Raw genomic sequence first — 18,556 nt, forward strand, 5'->3', positions numbered from 1 at the left:
CTCAGGCGGCGGTCGCCAGCGCATCGGCGGGTACGCTCGCCAGCGTCAGCACCGCCTCCGCACCCAGCCCGCGCCCGCGGCTGTGCAGGTGCAGTGCCCCGCCCATCGCGACCATCGAATTGGCGCACCAGTGCAGGCCCAGCCCGCCCGACTTGTGCGCCCGTGTCGAAAAACCGCGCTGGAACAGCGTCGCGGCCGTTTCCGCGTCGAACCCCTCGCCATCGTCGTTGATGCGGATCGTGGTGCGCTCGCCGGTCTGCTCGATCGCGACGATGATCGACCCATGATCGCGCCCGGTCGCCGCGATCGCCTCCGCGGCATTGCCGAACAGGTTGCCGATCACCTGGCTCAGGATCACCCGGCTGGCCAGCACCAGGGCGGGCGTCGCCGGAAAGGTGAAGGCGATCGACACGCCTTCCGAATAGCGCGCGATGGTGGCGTTGCGCGCGATGATCTCGGTCACGTCGCACGCATCCAGCGGCGGGCGCTCATGGGCCTGCGCCTGTTGCTGGCCGATGATGTCCAGCACATGCGCCATCGCCTCGCGCCCCACCACCAGCTCGCTGCGCATCGCCTCGCGCGCCTGCACCTGCGCCTCCAGCCCCGCCGCCACGAACGCCGCCAGCTTCTCGCGACGCTCCGGCGACACGTCCCCCCGCGCCAGTTCCGCCACCGCCCGGTCCAGCATTCCCCGCTCCACCGGCGGCGCCTGCGCGATCCCCTGGCTCAATATCGTGCTGATCGGGTTCAGTGCATTGCGCACATTGTGCATGACCGCCACCGCGCTTTCCGAGCGGCCGAGCGCGAAGCTCTGGATCTCGATCTGCTCGCGCAGGTCCTTCAACTGGCGCAGCATCGCGTTGAAACTGCGGCCGAGCGAGGCGATCTCGTCGCTCCGCGCGCCCTCCTCGTCCAGCAGCGTCAGCGATCCCGATACGCGCACGCGCTGCATATGCGCCTCCACCCGCCGCAGCGGCGCCAGCACCAGCCGCGCGATCGCCCGGCGCAGCACCATCAGCACGATCAGCAGCAACATGGTCGAGCCCGCCACCGCCAGCAGCACCATCCGCCGCCCCAGATTGGATACCGCGCGTGGTACGCTGAACCGCGCGGCGGCCACCGCATGCCCGTCCGCCCCCCGGATCGGCACGGCGATGTCCACCGCGCGCGCGCGTCGCCCGACCACCGCGCTGTCGCCCCGCGCGGCCGGATCGATCCGTGCGTCCAGTTGCAGCAGTTCGGACAGGCGCTGCGAGCTGATCACCCGCGCCATCAGCACATGGCCGCGCGGGGCTCCCGTCCCGTCCGACCGCCGGATCTGCGCCACGCCGACCGCGGCCACCACATCGCCCAGCCGCGCATAGAAGCGGCCCGAACTGCGCCCTGCCAGCACCCGCGCGAACGGCACGCGCCCGATCATCGCCATCAGCTGTCCGCGCATGTCCGGCCGCTCGGCCCCGCTCGTCAGGTCGCGCCAGCGCGCCACCACGACCCGGCCGTCCGGCGCGACATAGGCCATGCCCTCCACCCCCAGATTGGCCATGGCGAGCGTGGAGAAACTGTCGCGCTCGAACGCCGCGCTCGGCCTTGCCATATAGTCGTAGCTGGCGGTCCAGTCGCCATAATCGCGCACCGCGCTCTCGACCTTGGACGCATATTCGGCCAGCGCCGCCTGCATCCGCTCGACATGGCCGTGGACCGCCCGGTTCTCCAACTGGTTGAAGCTGGGGGTGATGACGCCGATCAGCAGCAGCGTGATCGCGATCGCACCGCCCACCCCCACCAGCGTCAACAGCCGGACCAGCTTTCCCCCCAGCGAGCCCCCGCCCCGCGTCATGGGCCGCGCGAGCGGCCGCTGCATCAGCGCGTCGCCCCGGACGCCATCAGCGGCGGCGTCGCCATCGACCGTTGCTCGGCCAGCGCGCGTGCCCGCTCCGGCGGCACCGCCTGCGAGAAATAATAGCCCTGCATGTGGCTCGCCCCCGCCACGCGCAGCGCCTGTACCTGCGCCTCGGTTTCCACGCCCTCGGCCACCACTCCCAGCCCCAGTGCGCGGCCCAGATGGATGATCGAATGGACGATCGCCGCCGATTCGCGCTCACGCCCCATCCCGTCGATGAAGCTGCGATCGATCTTCAGGCAGTCCAGCGCGAACTTGCGGATATTGTAGAGGCTGGAATAGCCGGTGCCGAAATCGTCCAGCGCGATGCGAAAGCCCATCTGGCGCAGCTTGTAGAGCGTTTCCGCAGCGCGCTCGGCATCGTCAAAGATCGCGGTCTCGGTGATCTCGATCTGCACCCGGCCCGGCGATACGCCCGCACGCTGCACGCTTTCCATGACATGGCCGACGAAATTGTGCCGCCGGAACTGGCGCGGGCTGAAATTCACCGACACATATTGCCCGGGCCAATGCTGCAATTCCTTGAGCGCCGCGCCCAGGATCCAGTCGCCCAGTTCGTGGATCAGGTTCGATTCCTCGGCGATCGGGATAAAGGTGTCGGGGCTGATCAGCCCGAACTCGTTGGTGTTCCAGCGGACCAGCGCCTCGAACCCGTCGATCTCCAGCCCGTCGCGCGACACGATCGGCTGATAGGCCAGGCTCAGCTCCTCGCGCTGTACCGCCTGCGACAGCCGATCCTCGACGTCGCGGCGGAAACGGATGCTGTCGTCCATGCTGTCGTCGAACAGGCGCACGACGCCGCGCCCCGATCGCTTCGCATCGTTCAGCGCCAGATCGGCGCGGCGCACGATATCCAGCGGGTCGCGGTCGTCGCGTCCGTCCACCGCGACCAGCCCGCACGAGGCGCCGCCGCGCACCGAATTGCCCAGCACGCTGAAGGTGACCGAGCAGGCCGCGATCATCCGCTCGCACGCCATCACCGCGGCCTCCTGCCCGGCCGTGTCGAACAGCACGCCGAACTCGTCGCCGCCCAGCCGCGCCACCACCGCCCCCTCGGGCGACGACTGCTGCAACTTGGCGCACATCTCGCGGATCAGCGCATCGCCCGCCAGATGCCCCAGCGTGTCGTTCACCAGCTTGAACCGGTCCAGGTCTAGCATCGCGGTGCCGAACAGTCCGGGCTTGCGCGCCCGCTCGCCCAGCGCGCGCAGGAAGGCGAGCCGGTTGGGCGCCTCGGTCAGCGAATCATGCGTCGCCAGATGCAGCGCGCGGCTCTCGTTCGCCGCCAGTTCCAGCCCCTGTTCCTCAAGCTGCTTCACCTGCGCGGCCAGCGTCTCGCGCGCGGCGCGCAGTTCCCGGTCCGCCTGCCAGCGATGGGTCAATGCGGTGGCCGTCTGCACGATTTCGGCCACTTCGAACGGCTTGGCGATGTAGAAGATCTTGTCGGTCGGCCCGGCGACCTTGGCGATCTCCAGCGGTGAGAAATCGGAATAGCCGGTGACGATCACCAGGTTGATGTCGGGGTCCAGCGCGCGGATGCGGCGTGCGGTTTCGCGCCCGTCGATCCCCGGCGGCATGCGGATGTCGATAAAGGCGACCGGAAACGGCGCCCCCTCGGCCAGCGCGCGCTCCACCTCGGCCACCGCATCCAGCCCCTGATCGCACCGGGTCAGCGTGAAGGCGGGCGCATCGCTTTCCACGTCGCCGGCCGCGGCATCGCCGAACAACGCGGCGGCCATCGCATCCAGCGCGCCCGCATTCTCCGCGCGCACCGGCGCGAAGCTGCGGGCATAGCTGGCATGCATCGCCGGCTCGTCATCCACGATCAGAATGCGCATGCCCGTCCGTTCCTCATCTATCGCCCGCGGGGCGCTTTCCCGATGAGGTAGGCAAGGATGCTTAAGGCGCCGTAAACGATCGTCCGGACGAGCGTGGAGCATGATGATTTCAGATTGAACCATTTCCCGTTCGTCTCGAGTAGCCGTCGAGTAGCAGCAAGGCTGCGTATCGAGACGGCGTATCGAGAGACAGGTTAGCTCGCCGGCGGCGCCTCGATACAAGCTCTCGATACGCTCCTGCGGAGCTACTCGATCTCTACTCGGCACGAACGGATTAAGGTGAAGTCATCGCGGCCTAGCCGATAACGGTCATTCCACCGTCACCGACTTGGCCAGGTTGCGCGGCTGGTCGACATCGGTGCCCTTGGCGACCGCGACATGATAGGCCAGCAACTGCACCGGCACCGCATAGACGATCGGCGCGATCAGCGGATGGACCTTGGGCATGGTGATCGTCGCGACGCAGCCGTCGCCTGCCGCCTCGATCCCGTCATAGTCGGAGATCAGGACGACGCGGCCGCCGCGCGCCTGCACCTCCTGCATGTTGCTCACCGTCTTCTCGAACAGCGGGCCGGACGGCGCGATGACGATCACCGGCACATTTTCGTCGATCAGCGCGATCGGCCCGTGCTTCATCTCGCCCGCGGCATAGCCCTCGGCATGGATGTAGCTGATTTCCTTCAGCTTCAGCGCACCTTCCAGCGCCAGCGGATAATCGGTGCCACGCCCCAGATACAGCACGTCGCGGGCCGCGGCGACCACGCCCGCCATGCCCTCGATCGCCTCGTCATAGGCCAGCGCGCCGTTGATCGCGGCGGGCGCCTCGGCCAGATGGCGGACGATATGCTTCTCTTCCTCGGCCGTCAGCCGCCCCTTCGCCTTGGCGAGATTGGCGGCCAGCGCGGCCAGCACCGCCAACTGGCAGGTGAACGCCTTGGTCGATGCCACGCCGATCTCCGGCCCGGCATGGGTGGGCAGCAACAGGTCCGCCTCGCGCGCCATCGAGCTGGTCGGCACGTTCACCACCGCGGCGATCGTCTGCCCCTCGCTCTTGGCGTGGCGCAGCGCCGCCAGCGTATCGGCCGTCTCGCCCGACTGGCTGATGACGATCATCAGCCCGCCCGTCTCCATCACCGGCGCGCGGTACCGAAACTCGGACGCGACATCCAGGTCGACGGGGACGCGCGCGAACTGCTCGAACCAGTATTTGGCGACCATGCCGGCATAGAAGCTGGTGCCGCACGCGACGATCGTCACGCGCTTGATCTGCGACAGGTCGAAATCCGGGATGGGCAGCGTGATCCGCTCCTCCATCCGCTGCAGATACGAACGCAGCGTCTGTGCGACGACGATCGGCTGCTCGTAGATTTCCTTCTGCATGAAGTGGCGGTGATTGCCCTTGTCGATCAACGCGCCGGTCACGCCGGAGATCGTCACCGGCCGCTCGACCGGATTGTTCTCGCGGTCATAGACCTGCGCACCGCCCGCGGTGCACACCACCCAGTCGCCCTCGTCCAGATAGGCGATACGCTGGGTCAGCGGCGCCAGCGCCAGCGCGTCGGAACCCAGATAGGTCTCGCCCTCGCCGTACCCGACGACCAGCGGCGAGCCGAGCCGCGCGCCGATCAGCATGTCGGGCGCATCCCTGAACAGGATGGCGAGCGCGAACGCACCGTGCAGGCGGGGCAGCACCTCGCGCACCGCGGCGACCGGCTCCAGCCCCTGCTCCACCTTCTCGCTGACCAGATGGGCGACCACCTCGGTATCGGTCTCGCTGGTGAAGGTACGGCCTCGCGCCGTCAGTTCCTCGCGCAGCGCCTTGAAATTCTCGATGATGCCGTTGTGCACCACCGCGACATGCTCGGTGGCGTGCGGGTGCGCGTTGTTGGTCGTCGGGCCGCCATGCGTCGCCCAGCGGGTGTGCGCGATCCCCGTCGTGCCGGGCAGCGGATGCTCGGCCAGTTCGCGCGCCAGATTGACCAGCTTGCCCGACGCCCGCCGCCTGGCAATCGCATCGCCATCGATGGTCGCGATACCCGCCGAGTCGTAGCCGCGATATTCCAGCCGCTTCAACCCGTCGAGCAGCCGGTCGGCCACGCCCTCGGTGCCCAGGATCCCCACAATTCCGCACATGGCCTTTTACTCCCCGGTCTTGGCCGCGCTCTTCTTGGCGCGCATGATCTCTCGAAAACGGGCCGCCCAGCCCGGCTTGGTCACGCGGGTCGGCCGGACCAGCGCCAGCGCATCGGCCTCGACGTCCGCGGTCAGCACCGATCCCGCCGCGACGATCGCGCCCGCGCCGATCGTGACCGGCGCGACCAGTGCGGAATTGGAGCCGACGAACGCCCCCTCGCCGATCACCGTGCGATATTTCAGATAGCCGTCGTAATTGCAGGTGATGGTCCCTGCGCCGATATTGGCGCCCGCGCCCACCTCGGCGTCGCCCAGATAGGTCAGGTGGTTGGCCTTGGCACCGCGACCCAGCACGGCCTTCTTCATCTCGACGAAATTGCCGATCTTGGCGCCGTCCTCCAGCACCGCACCGGGGCGCAGCCGCGCATAGGGGCCGACCTCCGCCTTGGGGCCGATCTTGGCACCTTCCAGATGGCAGAAGCCGTGAATGGTCACGCCGTCCGCCACGGTCACGCCGGGGCCGAACACGACATTGGGCTCGATCGTCACGTCACGGCCGATCACCGTATCATGCGCGAACCACACGGTTTCCGGCGCGATCAGCGTCGCGCCCTCCGCCATCGCGCGGGCCCGCCGTGCCTGCTGCCACAGCGCTTCCACCGCGGCCAGCTCGCCGCGGCTGTTCACACCGGTAACCTCGCCCGCGTCCGCCTCGATCACCGCTGCCGATCCCGACATCTCGACCACGTCGGTCAGGTAATATTCGCCCGCGGCATTGTCGTTGCCCAGCCGGCCGAGCAGCGCGAACAGGTCGGCCGATCGCGCCGCCATCAGGCCGGTATTGCACAGGGTCACCGCCCGCTCGGCGTCGCTGGCGTCCTTATATTCGACGATCTTCTCCAGCCGGTCGCCCCCTTCGGCGACGATCAGCCGGCCATAGGCGCCGGGATCGGCCGGGCGGAAGCCCAGCACCACCACCGCCGGCGCGTCGGCGGCATTCAGCCGCTCCAGCATCGCGCGCATCGTCTCGGCCCGCACCAGCGGCACGTCGCCATACAGGATCAGCACGTCGCCATCGAACCCGGCAAGCGCATCCTCGGCCTGGGCGACCGCATGGCCGGTGCCCAGCTGCTCGGCCTGCAGCGCGGTGGATACGCCCAGCGGCGCCACCGCCGCCTCCACCTGCTCGCGCCCGGCGCCGGTGACCACCACGGTCCGTTCGGGCGACAGCGTGCCCGCCGCGTCCAGCAGATGCAGCAGCATCGACTGCCCGGCGATCGGGTGGAGAACCTTGTGCAGGTCGGATTTCATGCGGGTGCCCTTGCCCGCGGCGAGGATGATGGCGGCTACCGGTCGCGTCATGGGGCGGTCGCCTGCCACGAAAGGCTTGCCAACGCCATAGCGCGACTGGCACCCGCCCCCGACATGGACATAAATTCATCCGCGCGTTTCCCATTCGACACGATCGGGTTCGATCTGGACGGCACGCTGCTCGACACCAGCGGCGATCTTGCCGCCGCGGTCAATCACGCGCTTGCCTCGATCGACCGGCCGACGCTGACCGTCGAACAGGTCAAGCCGATGATCGGCGGCGGCGCGCGCCACATGCTGGCGCAGGGGCTGGCCGCGACCGGCGGCTGCGACGAGGCGACTCTCGATATCCTCCAGCGCCGCCTGCTGGACCATTACGAGGCGAACATCACCGTCCACACCCGCCCCTTCCCCGGCGCGCTGGACGCGCTCGACGAACTGGCGGCGATGGGCGTGACCATCGGCATCATGACCAACAAGCTGGAGGCGCTGGCCGCCCGCATCCTCGCCGAACTGGGGCTTGCCGACCGCTTCGCCTGCCTGATCGGCGGCGACACGATGGGCATCGGAAAGCCTTCGCCGGTGCCCATCCAGGCGCTGGTCGACCGCTGTGGCGGCGGCCGGGCGGCCTTTGTCGGCGACTCGATCTACGACGTGCAGGCCGCCCGCGCCGCCAGGCTGCCGGTCGTCGCCTGCTCCTTCGGCTTCCTGATGCAACCGGTCGGGGAACTCGGCGCCGACGCGATCATCGACGGCTATGGCGAACTCATCCCGACGCTGGCCCGCCTCGGCGGCGCCACTTGATCCACAAATGCCGCGCCAGCATGGCGGGCGGCATCCGCAGGGCGTGCGAGCGCACATAGAAGCCGAACCGCACGCCCTGCCGCGTTTCGCGTCCCCATCCGTCGCGGGCCAGCAACCGGCGCACATACAGGCGATCGACCGCGCCCAGCCCGGCCGTCCCGTTGCTGCCATATAGCGCTTCCGCCAGCCGTACCGCCCGCGCCACCGCACCTTCCAGCTGGTGATGCGCCGCCCGCTCGCCCAGGCCCCCGGTCCCGAACTCGCCGATCAGGCAGTGTATGTCCCACAAATTGCGCAGGCCGCCGGCCAGATCGCCATCGGCGAACAGATGCGCGGCGGCGTGAACGATCATGTCCATCGGCGCCAGTACCGACAGCCCGTTTTCCAGCGGCACCGCATCCGCGATCAGCGCGTCGGCATCGGGCGTCGGCCGCGCGGTCGGCGGCAGGATGGTGTGATGCACATCGATCATCCGGTCCCGCTCGCGGTGGATCAGCGGCGGCAATTCGTGCATCCATTGCCGGTAATAGGCGTCGTCGTAAGCGTCGGGCTTCACCCATTCCCACCCCGCCGCCAGCAACGCCGCCTCGACCGGCGCCAGGGCCTCGCGCGGCACCAATATGTCGCAGTCCCCGATGCTGCGCCCCCGCCCCGCCGCCAGCCCCGCTGCGACATAGGCGGTGCCCTTGAGCAGCACGACCGGCACGCCGAGCGGTGCGAGCGCGCGGCGCACCATCTCCGCCTCCCACAGCGCCGCGCGCCGTCCCTGCTCCGCCGAGCCCTGCGCATCCGCCAGCACCGCCGCCACCCGCGCCGGCACCGGCAATCCCGCCAGCCGCTGCGCCAGCGTGCCCGCCAACTGCTCGGCCCGCGCCATGGTCAGCAATCCGGTCCAGCCATCCGCGTCCAGGTCCGCCGCCCGCGCGGGATCACCAAGTATCTGGATCAGCGTCTTCATAAGCCTGCGAACAGCGCCTCGACCTGCGCCACCCCCGCCGCCCCGTCCGGATAGTCGATCGCCACCGCCGGCACCCCCGCCACCAACCGGGTCAGCGCCCTGAACCCCGCCTCCCCCAGCATCGCATAGTTGGTCGACGCCTGCGTCAGCCGCACGAACGTCTCCGCCGCGTCCAGCCCGCGCACCGCCCCCGCAAACCCGAACCGCGGAAACACCAGCAGCACGGGGCTCGCCCCCTCGTCCATCCGCGCCACCGCATCGCCCGGCGGGGCGACATGCCGGATCACCCCCTTGGGCGTCCCCCTCAGCATCGGCCCCAGCCTCGCCCCCTCCGCCGCCACCGCGATGCTCCCGTTCTTCAAACTCACCGCCCGCGGAAACGGAACCACCCCCCCGCTCGCACAATCGAGCAGGGCAAATTCATCCCCCAGGAACCGCCACCCGCCCTGCCCCAGCATCAACGCCAGCGTCGATTTCCCCGCCCCCGAAACGCCACTCATCACCACCGCCCGCCCGTCCCGCTCCACGACCGCGGCATGGAGCAGCAGATGCCGGCGATAGCCCAGCGCCATTTGCAGGTTCATCCCCAACTCCGCCGCCAGCAGCCCTTGCGCCAGCGGCAACGGCGCCGCTTCGGGCAGCCGGTAATCGCCATGGATCGCCACCGACGGCCGCACCCAGCGCCGCCACGGCCGCAGCGCCTCCAGCCGGACGGTGAAATCGGGCACATCGACCGACGGATAGCCCTCGTAGAGCGCTGCCAGTTGCGCGATCGGCGCGCGCCAGTCCGATCCGACACGAAAGCCCACCGGCCCGACCTTCAGCGACAGGCTATGCCTCACAGCGCCTCGACCAGCCCGGTCGCGACCAGTTCGTCCAGCCGTTCGACCAAGGTTTCGCGGTCGCCATCGGCCAGGTCATAGGCCGCGGCCAGCCGCTCGAACAACGCCGCCGCGGTCAGCGGGTCGGGATACAGCATCGCCAGGATCTCGGGCGCCGGCTCGGTCAGCAGATGGGTGATGCCCGATGCGCGGTGAAACACCGCCACGAACGGATCGAGCGGTGCCGTCAGCAGCGTATCGGGCGCAGCGGCACGGTAGCGCGGCGGCGCCACACGCGTCAGCCGCGTGGCATCTGGAGCGAGGCGAAACAGGTAAAACCGCCCTGCCCGCGCTGAAGCCGCCGGATATAGTTCACATAGGCGCGATTGCTGTTCCAGTCGGTGCCAGGCAACTGCCCGCCCTGAAGGGCGCGGCGCACCTCCTCGCCCTTGAACGGCCGTGCGACCGGCGGAAACGCCCCCTTGGTCCGCGCCGGCACCAGTCGGCCGTCCGGCGCGATATAGCTGCCCGCCCGGCCCGGATCGGGCACCGGTATCTCGCAGGTCAGCACCGACCCCGCGCTCTGCGCCAGCGCCGGCCGGATCGACAGCACCGCGGTCGCGCCGGCCGCCCCCAGCATCAGCACCCGGCGGCGGCTGGCGCCGTCCTCGGCGTCGGGACGCAGGTCGGGGGCGTATCGTCGGTCATCGGGCGTCCATAGTGCGCCTGCTCTTTCATAATCGTGAAGCACCAGCAAGCGGCACGCGAGGCGCGACAAGACCCGCCTGTCCCGTCTAGAGAGAGTCCCGATCAGGTTGGATCACCGGCACGGACGAAATTCCGGTTCGGCGCAAGGCGGGAGGACGGCGCGATGCGGATGGCATCGTGACGGACGAGCAACGCCGCGCCGCGCCGAAAGTACCCCGCCGCGAAGCGATCGCCCAAAGGGCGACGACGGTGGTTCAACCTGGGCGGGAACCTCTCTAGAGAAGCTGCCCATGGGATTCGGGATGCGCACCGTCTGGGGGGTCGTGGTGGCGTTGGTCACGGCCGGCACCGTTTTCGTCCTGGCCGGCCTGACCGCCGCGGTGATCGCGGCGGTGGGCGGGCTGGCGGCCACGCTGCTGGCGGGCAGCGGCGAGGCGGAGGAGCGCCCGCGCGTGCAGGCGCCCGTCGCCACCGATCCGCATCTGGGCGAGGTGCTGGACGCGATCGTCGAACCCGTGCTGCTGGTCGATGGCGGGCGCGTCACCATGGCCAATGCCGCAGCCCGCGACCTGCTCGGCGACCATATCGTGGACGAGGATGCGCGCGTCGCGATCCGCCACCCGGCCGCCGCCGAACGCCTCGTCGCCGACACGCCCGTGTCCGACGAACCGGTCATGCTCGTCGGGCTCGGCGCGCCGGACCAGCGTTGGGAGATGCGCGTCGGCCAGGCCTCCGACGGACAGCGTATCGTCCACCTGATCGACCAGACCGACCAGGATGCGGCCGAGCGGATGCGGGTCGATTTCGTCGCCAATGCCAGTCACGAACTGCGCACCCCGCTCGCCTCCATCCTCGGCTTCATCGAAACGCTGGGCGACGAGGCGGGCGAGGAACCCGCCCTGCGCGCCCGCTTCCTGAAGGTGATGTTCGACGAAGCGCGGCGCATGCAGCGGCTGGTCGAGGATCTGATCTCGCTCAGCCGGATCGAGGCGGATAAATACCGCCTGCCCGCCCAGCCGGTCGATCTCGGCCTGTTGATCGCCGATGTGTGCGAGGAACTGCGCGACTCCGGCGCGCCCCGCGCACAGGACATCAACTGCATCGTCGCGGAACAGGTGCCCGTAGCCGGCGACCGTGCGCAATTGTCGCAGATGCTGCACAATTTGCTCGGCAATGCGATGAAATATGGCCGGCCCGACACGCCGATCGCCTTGTCGCTGGAAACCGATGCCGCCGCCGTCCGGCTGATCGTCGCCGATCAGGGAGAGGGCGTGCCCACCGTCCACCTGCCGCGCCTTACCGAGCGTTTCTACCGCGTCGATGCCGGGCGCAGCCGCACGCTGGGCGGCACCGGCCTGGGCCTCGCCATCGTCAAGCATATCGTGGAGCGGCATCGCGGCCGGCTGGAGATCGCCAGCACCGTGGGCGTCGGCACCATCGTCACCGTGCGCCTGCCCCTGCTGACGACACGAGGCGCGTAGCACGCGCCGATGCGCCAAAGGCGCACGTGCCGGCACGGCCGGCATGGCACCGCCATGACCGACGATACGGGACTCGGAGCCCGTATCGGGCCGCAGAAGAAAGAAGATGCGCGCCCGCCAAGGAAGGCGCTGTCACAAAAGGGTAACCGCAATGTCACACAAGGGTTGCCAAGCGGTGGCAGCGACAGGTTCGCACCACCCGGTGAGCCCCAAGGACCTTAATGCGCATCCCCTGCCTCATCGCCGCGGCGCTCGCGCTGGCGGCTTGCCAAGATCAGGCCAATGGCGGCGGTGCGGGCACGCGTGACCAGATCGCGGCGGTCGGGTCGTCCACCGTCTATCCCTTTACCACCATCGTCGCCGAACGCTTCGTTGCCAACAATCCGGATGCCCGGGCCCCGGTGATCGAATCGACCGGCACCGGTGCCGGCATGAAGCTGTTCTGTGCCGGGATCGGCGCCGGGCACCCCGACCTCGTCGATGCCTCGCGCCGGATGAAGGCCAGCGAATATGCCGCCTGCGCCCGCCACGGCGCCCGCGAACTGCTGGAAATCCAGATCGGCATCGATGGCATCGCCTTTGCGCAGGCGAATGGCGGACAGCGGCTGCAACTGGGCGCCGTCGACATCTACAAAGCGCTGGCCGCGCGTCCCGGCGGCCACCCGAACCGCACGCGCACCTGGGCCGATGTCGACCCCCGCCTGCCCGCCATCCCGATCCAGGTCTATGGCCCGCCCGCGACCAGCGGCACGCGCGACGCGCTCGCCGACCTCATCATGGTCAAGGGGTGCGAGGCGACGAACCCGCGTGCCGCCGCGCTCGCCCATAGCGATCCCGCCGCGCACCTGACGCTGTGCACCGCGGTGCGCGAGGACGGCGCCTATATCGACGCCGGCGAGAACGACAATCTGATCGTGCAGAAGCTGCAGTCGAACCCCGATGCGATCGGCGTCTTCGGCTACAGCTATCTTGAGGAGAATGCCGGCACCGTCGATGGTGTGGCCATAGATGGCGTCGCCCCCAGCTACGACACGATCGCCGATGGCCGCTATCCGGGCTCGCGGCCGCTCTACCTTTATGTGAAGAAGGCGCATCTCAGCGCCATTCCGGGCCTGCGCGATTTCCTGAAGCTGTATGCCGCGAACTGGGGCCGGGGCGGCCCGCTCGTCCGGCGCGGCCTGATCGCCTCGCCGCCCGCGGTGCAGGCGCGCGCCGCTGCGGTGATCGCCGATGAAATCCCGCTCGATCCGGGCGCGTTGCACGGATGAGCCTGCCGCTGATCCTGCTGCTCGTCATCGGTTTCGGCCTGATCGGCTGGGCCTGTGCCCGCGTCCGCGCCGCGCGTTTCCGTCGCGGCACGACGCAGCGGTTCAGCGCGCTGCCCGGCCATCATGGCTGGTACGTCGCCTTGTGGACGATGATCCCGCCGCTGCTGTTCCTGGGGCTCTGGGCGCTCAACGCGCCGGCACTCGTCACCGATGCGGTACTCGCCACCCCGCCCGCCACGCAGTTGCCACCTCCCGGTTTCGAGCGGGCCGCGATCCTGTCGGAGGCGCGCGCGCTTGCCGCCGGCCGTGCCTACGGCGCCTTTCACGAACTGTCCACCGCGCTTGCCCCCGCCTATGCCGCGGCGCAGACCCGCTACGACTGGATCGCAACCGCCATCGCGCTGCTGCTCGGCTTTGCCGGCGGCACCTTCGCCTATCTGCGCGTCAAGCCCGCCTTTGCCGCGCGCACACGGGTGGAACGCATCGTCATGGGCCTGCTGCTCGGCGCCTCGCTGGTCGCGATCCTGACCACTGCCGGCATCGTGCTGTCGCTGCTGTACGAGGCGGCCCGCTTCTTCTCGGTGGTGCCGATCACCAATTTCCTGTTCGGCACGCATTGGAGCCCACAGGTCATCGACCCTGCCGATCCCGGCGCCAATCTGGGTGCGGTGCCGCTCTTCTGGGGCACCTTCTTCATCGGCGCGGTCATCGCCATGGCGGTGGCGATCCCGTTCGGGCTGATGAGCGCGATCTATCTGACCCAATATGCCGCCCCCGCCACCCGCCGCTGGATGAAGCCGCTGCTCGAGATGCTCGCCGGCGTGCCCACCGTCGTCTATGGCTATTTCGCCGCGCTCACCGTGGCGCCTGCCGTGCGCGATCTCGCGGTCGCGATGGGCGTACGCTGGGCCTCGTCGGAAAGCGCGCTGGCCGCCGGGCTGGTCATGGGCGTGATGATCATCCCCTTCGTGTCCTCGATGGCGGACGACAGCCTTGCCGCCGTTCCCGCCAGCATGCGCGATGGCAGCCTGGCGATGGGCGCCACCTCGTCGGAGACGATCGGCCGCGTACTCCTGCCCGCCGCCCTTCCCGGTGTCGTCGGCGGCGTCCTCCTGGCGGTCAGCCGCGCGATCGGCGAGACGATGATCGTCGTCATGGCGGCCAGCGGCGTCGCCACCCTCACCGCCAATCCCTTTGCCAGCGCGACCACCGTGACCCGCCAGATCGTCGACCTGTTGACCGGCGAAGCCGAGTTCGACAGCCCCAAGACGCTTGCCGCCTTTGCGCTCGGCCTGACGCTGTTCGTCGTCACCCTCCTTCTCAACATCATCGCGCTCGCCGTTGTGAAGAAATACCGGGAAGCGTATGAATAGGCAGCCGACCGACTGGACGACGCCCGAGATGCGGCGTCGCATCCGCCGCCGCTATGCCGCGGAACGCCGCTTCCGCTGGCTGGGGCTGGGCGCCGTCGCCCTGTCGGCGATGTTCCTCGCCTTCCTGCTTTTCACCATGGTGGCGCAAGGGGCGCGCGGCTTTACCGAGACGCGGGTGACGGTGCCGATCGACCTCGCCGCCGCGCGCCTCCCCGTCATGCCCGCCCAGTTGCGCGGCCGCGGGGCCGATCTCGCGCTTGCGGGCGCCGGGCTTCAGGATGTGGTGGAACGCAGCCCGACGCGCGTGTTCGGCCGCGATGGCGAGGGCCTGCTGTCGCCCGGCGCCTGGATGGTGGTGCGCGACGCGATCAAGGCCGATCCGGGCCTGCTGCATGGCCGGCGTCGCTTCGACCTGCCGCTCGCCAGCCCCTATGACGTCGCGGCCAAGGGCGATGGCACGCCCCAGGCGGAGGCGGTCGTCGCCCGCCTGCGCGCGCGCGGCGCGATCTCGACGGGCTTCAATCTCGGCTTCCTGCGCGATGCCGACGCCACCGATCCCACCCGCATCGGCATATGGGGCGCGCTCAAGGGCTCGCTGCTCACCATGCTGGTCACGCTGGCGCTCGCCTTTCCGATCGGCGTGCTGTCCGCGCTCTATCTGGAGGAATATGCGCCAAAGAACCGCTGGACCGATCTGATCGAGGTGTCGATCAACAACCTCGCCGCAGTGCCCTCGATCATCTTCGGCCTGCTCGGCCTCGCCGTCTTCCTCGGCATCTTCGGCCTTCCGCGCTCCGCGCCCCTGGTCGGCGGCCTGACGCTCGCGCTCATGACCATGCCGGTCATCGTCATCGCCGGCCGCAACGCGATCAAGGCCGTCCCGCCCTCCATCCGCGACGCCGCCCTCGGCATCGGCGCCTCCCCCGTCCAGGTCGTCTTCCACCACGTCCTCCCCCTGGCGCTCCCCGGCATCCTCACCGGCACCATCATCGGCATGGCCCGCGCCCTAGGCGAAACCGCGCCCCTTCTCATGATCGGCATGCGCGCCTTTATCGCCGCCCCCCCCGCCGGCCTTGCCGCCCCCGCCACCGTCCTCCCCGTCCAGATCTTCCTCTGGTCCGACCAGGTCGATCGCGGCTTCGTCGAGAAGACCTCCGCGGCGATCATCGTGCTGCTCGTCGTGCTGCTCGCGATGAACGGGCTCGCCATCTACCTCCGCAACCGATTCGAGACCCGCTGGTGACCGCTTCCCCCAAAACCGCCGCCCGCCCGAAGATGGCGGCCCGCAACGTCAACGTCTTCTATGGGGACAAGCAGGCGATCGACGACGTCTCGATCGATATCGAGATGGACCGGGTCGTCGCCTTCATCGGCCCGTCGGGCTGCGGCAAGTCCACCTTTCTGCGCACGCTCAACCGGATGAACGATACCGTCGCCTCCGCGCGCGTGTCCGGCGACATCCGGCTGGACGGCGAGGATATCTATGCGCCCGCCATGGACGTGGTGCAGCTCCGCGCCCGCGTCGGCATGGTCTTCCAGAAGCCGAACCCTTTTCCCAAGTCGATCTACGAGAATGTCGCCTATGGCCCGCGCATCCACGGGCTCACCCGTTCGCGCAGCGACATGGACGCGGTGGTCGAACAGTCGCTGACCCGCGCCGGCCTGTGGAACGAGGTGAAGGACCGCCTGTCGGACAGCGGCACCGCGCTGTCGGGCGGCCAGCAGCAGCGTCTGTGCATCGCGCGTGCGATCGCGGTCGACCCCGAGGTGATCCTGATGGATGAGCCCTGCTCCGCGCTCGACCCGATCGCCACCGCCAAGATCGAGGAACTGATCCACGCGCTCCGTGGCCGCTACGCGATCGCGATCGTCACCCACAACATGCAACAGGCAGCGCGCGTGTCCCAGCGCACCGCCTTCTTCCATCTCGGCACGCTGGTCGAATATGGCAAAACGTCCGACATCTTCACCAACCCGAGGGAAGAGCGGACAAAAGACTATATCACCGGCCGATACGGTTGAGCGAGGCGAGGATGGTAGAACACACGGTCAAGGCATTCGACACCGATATCGGGCGGCTGCGCGGTCTGATTTCCCAGATGGGCGGCATGGCGGAGGCGGCGATCGCCAACGCGATCCTGGCGCTCCAGCGCAGCGACCTGGTACTGGCCGAGGAGGTGCGCGCCGGCGACAAGGCGGTGGATGCGCTGGAGGCCGAGGTGGAGCGCCTATCGGTCCGCATCATCGCGCTGCGGGCACCGATGGCGAACGACCTGCGCGAGGTCGTGGCCGCGCTCAAGATCGCGAACGTGGTCGAGCGCATCGCCGACTATGCCAAGAACATCGCCAAGCGCGTGCCGCTGATCGAAAGCGAGGATCGGATCGAGCCGATATCGGTCCTGCCCGCCATGGCGAAAATGGCCTCGGCCATGGTGCGCGAGGCGCTGGACGCCTTTGCCGCGCGCGATCCCGCCAAGGCGCTGGAGGTCTGCGCCAGCGACTCCGCGCTCGACGATTTCTACGATTCCATCTTCCGCACGCTCGTCACCTACATGGTCGAAAATCCCAAGACGATCGGCCAGGTCGCGCATCTGCTGTTCGTCGCCAAGAACCTCGAACGCATCGGCGACCATGCGACCAACGTGGCGGAAATGGTCTATTTCGCGGCAACCGGCACCCGCATGGGTGAGCGCGACCGCGGCCGAACTCAGGACTGAGGGACAAGCACATGGCACGCGTCAAGATGTTGCTGGTGGAGGACGATGCGGCACTCGCCGAGTTGCTCGTCTTCCATTTCAAGCGCGAGGATTTCGAGGTCACGCACACCCCGGACGGGGAGGAGGCGCTGCTGCTCGCGCGGGAAACCGCACCCGACATCGTCCTGCTCGACTGGATGGTGGAGGGGATCAGCGGGATCGAGGTCTGCCGTCGCCTGCGGCGTGCCGCCGAAACCGCCAACGTGCCCATCATCATGCTCACCGCACGCGGCGAGGAAGAGGACCGGGTGCGCGGGCTGGAGACGGGCGCGGACGATTATGTCACAAAGCCCTTCTCGCCGCGCGAACTGGTCGCCCGCGTCGGGGCGGTTCTGCGCCGTGTGCGCCCGGCGCTCGCTGGCGAGGCACTGGTCTATGCCGATATCGAGATGGATACGGTTGGCCACAAGGTCCGCCGCGCCGGCGAGGTCGTGGCGCTGGGCCCGACGGAGTTCCGCCTGCTCAAGCACTTCCTGGAACATCCCGGCTGGGTCTTTTCGCGTGAGCGGCTGCTTGATGCGGTCTGGGGGCATGATTCGGACATCGAGAGCCGCACCGTCGACGTGCATATCCGCCGCTTGCGCAAGGCGATCAACGTCGGCGACCGGCCCGATATCATCCGCACCGTGCGGTCGGCAGGCTACTCGCTGGACACCGGCATCTGACTGATCGAAATCAAGCGAAAGACTGGGTCGGGGCCGAAACGAGGGAGCCAAGTGCGGCAAAGGGCGTTGGGGCATCGCGCTAACGCACTTGCACTTCTGCTATAGGAGATCCGCATGAAGCTCATTCTTCTGGCCGCGACCGCCATGTTCGCGACGCCTGTCATCGCTCAGGACACCGCCCCCCAGACCCAGACGGAGGCCGCCGCCGATCCCGCCGCCGCCGCGAACCCGACGGCACCGGATCCCGCCGCCGATCCGACCCAGTCGACGCCGCCTGCCGCCCAGACCATGGGCCCCCAGACCACGGGCGGCGCCGCGACCGCCGGCGGCTACGCCCCCCAGGGCGGCGCGATGCAGGGCACGCCGCAGCCGGGTTCGCAGGTCGTGTTCCGCCCGGCCCCGAGCCCCAGCGAGGCGTTCCCCCCGCCCGCGGCCAAGGACAGCTATCCGGTCTGCAAGAAGGGCCAGTATGACGGCTGCCGCCAGCGCGGCGGCAAGTAAGACCGGGCGGACGGGCACGTATCACCCGTCTCCATGAGT

General features: G+C 69.0%; 17 protein-coding genes. 9 read left to right on the forward strand and 8 right to left on the reverse strand.

Annotated elements, in window-relative coordinates:
• Window position 1: 1 nt before the first annotated feature.
• The 4 genes from NPJ82_RS12060 to glmU all read right to left on the reverse strand — a co-directional run bounded on the left by NPJ82_RS12060 (window position 2) and on the right by glmU (window position 7,233).
• Entirely contained in the window at window positions 2–1,861 is a 1,860-nt protein-coding gene (locus tag NPJ82_RS12060) for a CHASE4 domain-containing protein (protein WP_342657514.1), read from the reverse strand.
• Window positions 1,861–3,738: an EAL domain-containing protein gene (locus tag NPJ82_RS12065; protein WP_342657515.1), complete on the reverse strand. Its 1,878-nt coding sequence runs from the start codon at window positions 3,736–3,738 to the stop codon at window positions 1,861–1,863. Before NPJ82_RS12065 ends, NPJ82_RS12060 begins: the two co-directional genes overlap by 1 nt.
• A 309-nt stretch (window positions 3,739–4,047) precedes the next feature.
• Window positions 4,048–5,871: a glutamine--fructose-6-phosphate transaminase (isomerizing) gene (gene glmS / locus NPJ82_RS12070; RefSeq protein ID WP_342657516.1), complete on the reverse strand. Its 1,824-nt coding sequence runs from the start codon at window positions 5,869–5,871 to the stop codon at window positions 4,048–4,050.
• A 6-nt stretch (window positions 5,872–5,877) separates the two neighbouring features.
• On the reverse strand, window positions 5,878–7,233 hold the full coding sequence (glmU, locus tag NPJ82_RS12075) for a bifunctional UDP-N-acetylglucosamine diphosphorylase/glucosamine-1-phosphate N-acetyltransferase GlmU (RefSeq protein ID WP_342657517.1): 1,356 nt from the start codon (window positions 7,231–7,233) through the stop codon (window positions 5,878–5,880).
• A 63-nt stretch (window positions 7,234–7,296) separates the two neighbouring features.
• On the opposite strand from glmU, the gene NPJ82_RS12080 reads away from it, so the two are divergent.
• The gene (locus NPJ82_RS12080) at window positions 7,297–7,986 is read left to right on the forward strand and encodes an HAD-IA family hydrolase (RefSeq protein WP_342657518.1); all 690 of its coding nucleotides are present in this window, start codon (window positions 7,297–7,299) and stop codon (window positions 7,984–7,986) included.
• Here the strand turns inward: NPJ82_RS12080 and NPJ82_RS12085 are convergent.
• From NPJ82_RS12085 to NPJ82_RS12100, 4 genes are read right to left on the reverse strand one after another with little or no spacing between them, the layout of a single operon-like run.
• Window positions 7,949–8,944: a nucleotidyltransferase family protein gene (locus NPJ82_RS12085; protein WP_342657519.1), complete on the reverse strand. Its 996-nt coding sequence runs from the start codon at window positions 8,942–8,944 to the stop codon at window positions 7,949–7,951. The genes NPJ82_RS12080 and NPJ82_RS12085 overlap by 38 nt on opposite strands.
• Entirely contained in the window at window positions 8,941–9,786 is an 846-nt protein-coding gene (locus tag NPJ82_RS12090) for an HprK-related kinase A (RefSeq protein WP_342657520.1), read from the reverse strand. Before NPJ82_RS12090 ends, NPJ82_RS12085 begins: the two co-directional genes overlap by 4 nt.
• A complete protein-coding gene (locus tag NPJ82_RS12095; RefSeq protein WP_342657521.1) occupies window positions 9,783–10,058 on the reverse strand; it encodes an HPr-rel-A system PqqD family peptide chaperone in 276 nt (91 codons plus the stop codon). Before NPJ82_RS12095 ends, NPJ82_RS12090 begins: the two co-directional genes overlap by 4 nt.
• Window positions 10,059–10,063: 5 nt before the next feature.
• Window positions 10,064–10,405 carry a hypothetical protein gene (locus tag NPJ82_RS12100; RefSeq protein ID WP_342659015.1) on the reverse strand — a complete coding sequence of 114 codons (342 nt, stop codon included), beginning with the start codon at window positions 10,403–10,405 and terminating at the stop codon, window positions 10,064–10,066.
• A 370-nt stretch (window positions 10,406–10,775) separates the two neighbouring features.
• On the opposite strand from NPJ82_RS12100, the gene NPJ82_RS12105 reads away from it, so the two are divergent.
• From NPJ82_RS12105 to NPJ82_RS12140, 8 genes are all read left to right on the forward strand, one after another.
• The gene (locus NPJ82_RS12105) at window positions 10,776–11,954 is read left to right on the forward strand and encodes an ATP-binding protein (protein WP_342657522.1); all 1,179 of its coding nucleotides are present in this window, start codon (window positions 10,776–10,778) and stop codon (window positions 11,952–11,954) included.
• Between the two features lie 221 nt (window positions 11,955–12,175).
• Window positions 12,176–13,222 carry a substrate-binding domain-containing protein gene (locus NPJ82_RS12110; protein WP_342657523.1) on the forward strand — a complete coding sequence of 349 codons (1,047 nt, stop codon included), beginning with the start codon at window positions 12,176–12,178 and terminating at the stop codon, window positions 13,220–13,222.
• Window positions 13,219–14,595, forward strand: coding sequence for a phosphate ABC transporter permease subunit PstC (gene pstC / locus NPJ82_RS12115; protein WP_342657524.1), 1,377 nt, complete (start codon window positions 13,219–13,221; stop codon window positions 14,593–14,595). Before NPJ82_RS12110 ends, pstC begins: the two co-directional genes overlap by 4 nt.
• Before the next feature lie 28 nt (window positions 14,596–14,623).
• On the forward strand, window positions 14,624–15,838 hold the full coding sequence (gene pstA, locus NPJ82_RS12120) for a phosphate ABC transporter permease PstA (RefSeq protein ID WP_342659016.1): 1,215 nt from the start codon (window positions 14,624–14,626) through the stop codon (window positions 15,836–15,838).
• Window positions 15,839–15,870: 32 nt separating this feature from the next.
• On the forward strand, window positions 15,871–16,617 hold the full coding sequence (pstB, locus tag NPJ82_RS12125; protein WP_342659017.1) for a phosphate ABC transporter ATP-binding protein PstB: 747 nt from the start codon (window positions 15,871–15,873) through the stop codon (window positions 16,615–16,617).
• A gap of 11 nt (window positions 16,618–16,628) precedes the next feature.
• Complete coding sequence (phoU, locus tag NPJ82_RS12130; protein ID WP_112381019.1) at window positions 16,629–17,312, forward strand: phosphate signaling complex protein PhoU; 684 nt, start codon at window positions 16,629–16,631, stop codon at window positions 17,310–17,312.
• Window positions 17,313–17,323: 11 nt separating this feature from the next.
• The gene (gene phoB / locus NPJ82_RS12135) at window positions 17,324–18,016 is read left to right on the forward strand and encodes a phosphate regulon transcriptional regulator PhoB (protein WP_112381020.1); all 693 of its coding nucleotides are present in this window, start codon (window positions 17,324–17,326) and stop codon (window positions 18,014–18,016) included.
• Window positions 18,017–18,130: 114 nt separating this feature from the next.
• Window positions 18,131–18,517 (forward strand): hypothetical protein, encoded by a 387-nt coding sequence (locus tag NPJ82_RS12140; RefSeq protein WP_267351046.1) that lies wholly within the window; start codon window positions 18,131–18,133, stop codon window positions 18,515–18,517.
• Window positions 18,518–18,556 lie beyond the last annotated feature (39 nt).

Source organism: Sphingomonas sp. NY01, from assembly GCF_038809135.1.
Lineage (GTDB): Bacteria > Pseudomonadota > Alphaproteobacteria > Sphingomonadales > Sphingomonadaceae > Sphingomonas > Sphingomonas carotinifaciens.

Excerpts from the sequence above, each read along its gene's own strand:
- NPJ82_RS12100 (WP_342659015.1), bottom strand. The coding sequence starts at position 10,405 with ATGCTGGGGGCGGCCGGCGCGACCGCGGTGCTGTCGATCCGGCCGGCG.
- pstB (WP_342659017.1), top strand. The coding sequence starts at position 15,871 with ATGGCGGCCCGCAACGTCAACGTCTTCTATGGGGACAAGCAGGCGATC.
- NPJ82_RS12065 (WP_342657515.1), bottom strand. The coding sequence starts at position 3,738 with ATGCGCATTCTGATCGTGGATGACGAGCCGGCGATGCATGCCAGCTAT.
- phoB (WP_112381020.1), top strand. The coding sequence starts at position 17,324 with ATGGCACGCGTCAAGATGTTGCTGGTGGAGGACGATGCGGCACTCGCC.
- NPJ82_RS12105 (WP_342657522.1), top strand. The coding sequence starts at position 10,776 with ATGCGCACCGTCTGGGGGGTCGTGGTGGCGTTGGTCACGGCCGGCACC.
- glmU (WP_342657517.1), bottom strand. The coding sequence starts at position 7,233 with ATGACGCGACCGGTAGCCGCCATCATCCTCGCCGCGGGCAAGGGCACC.
- NPJ82_RS12085 (WP_342657519.1), bottom strand. The coding sequence starts at position 8,944 with ATGAAGACGCTGATCCAGATACTTGGTGATCCCGCGCGGGCGGCGGAC.
- glmS (WP_342657516.1), bottom strand. The coding sequence starts at position 5,871 with ATGTGCGGAATTGTGGGGATCCTGGGCACCGAGGGCGTGGCCGACCGG.
- phoU (WP_112381019.1), top strand. The coding sequence starts at position 16,629 with ATGGTAGAACACACGGTCAAGGCATTCGACACCGATATCGGGCGGCTG.
- NPJ82_RS12060 (WP_342657514.1), bottom strand. The coding sequence starts at position 1,861 with ATGCAGCGGCCGCTCGCGCGGCCCATGACGCGGGGCGGGGGCTCGCTG.
- pstC (WP_342657524.1), top strand. The coding sequence starts at position 13,219 with ATGAGCCTGCCGCTGATCCTGCTGCTCGTCATCGGTTTCGGCCTGATC.
- NPJ82_RS12140 (WP_267351046.1), top strand. The coding sequence starts at position 18,131 with ATGAAGCTCATTCTTCTGGCCGCGACCGCCATGTTCGCGACGCCTGTC.
- NPJ82_RS12080 (WP_342657518.1), top strand. The coding sequence starts at position 7,297 with ATGGACATAAATTCATCCGCGCGTTTCCCATTCGACACGATCGGGTTC.
- pstA (WP_342659016.1), top strand. The coding sequence starts at position 14,624 with ATGCGGCGTCGCATCCGCCGCCGCTATGCCGCGGAACGCCGCTTCCGC.
- NPJ82_RS12110 (WP_342657523.1), top strand. The coding sequence starts at position 12,176 with ATGCGCATCCCCTGCCTCATCGCCGCGGCGCTCGCGCTGGCGGCTTGC.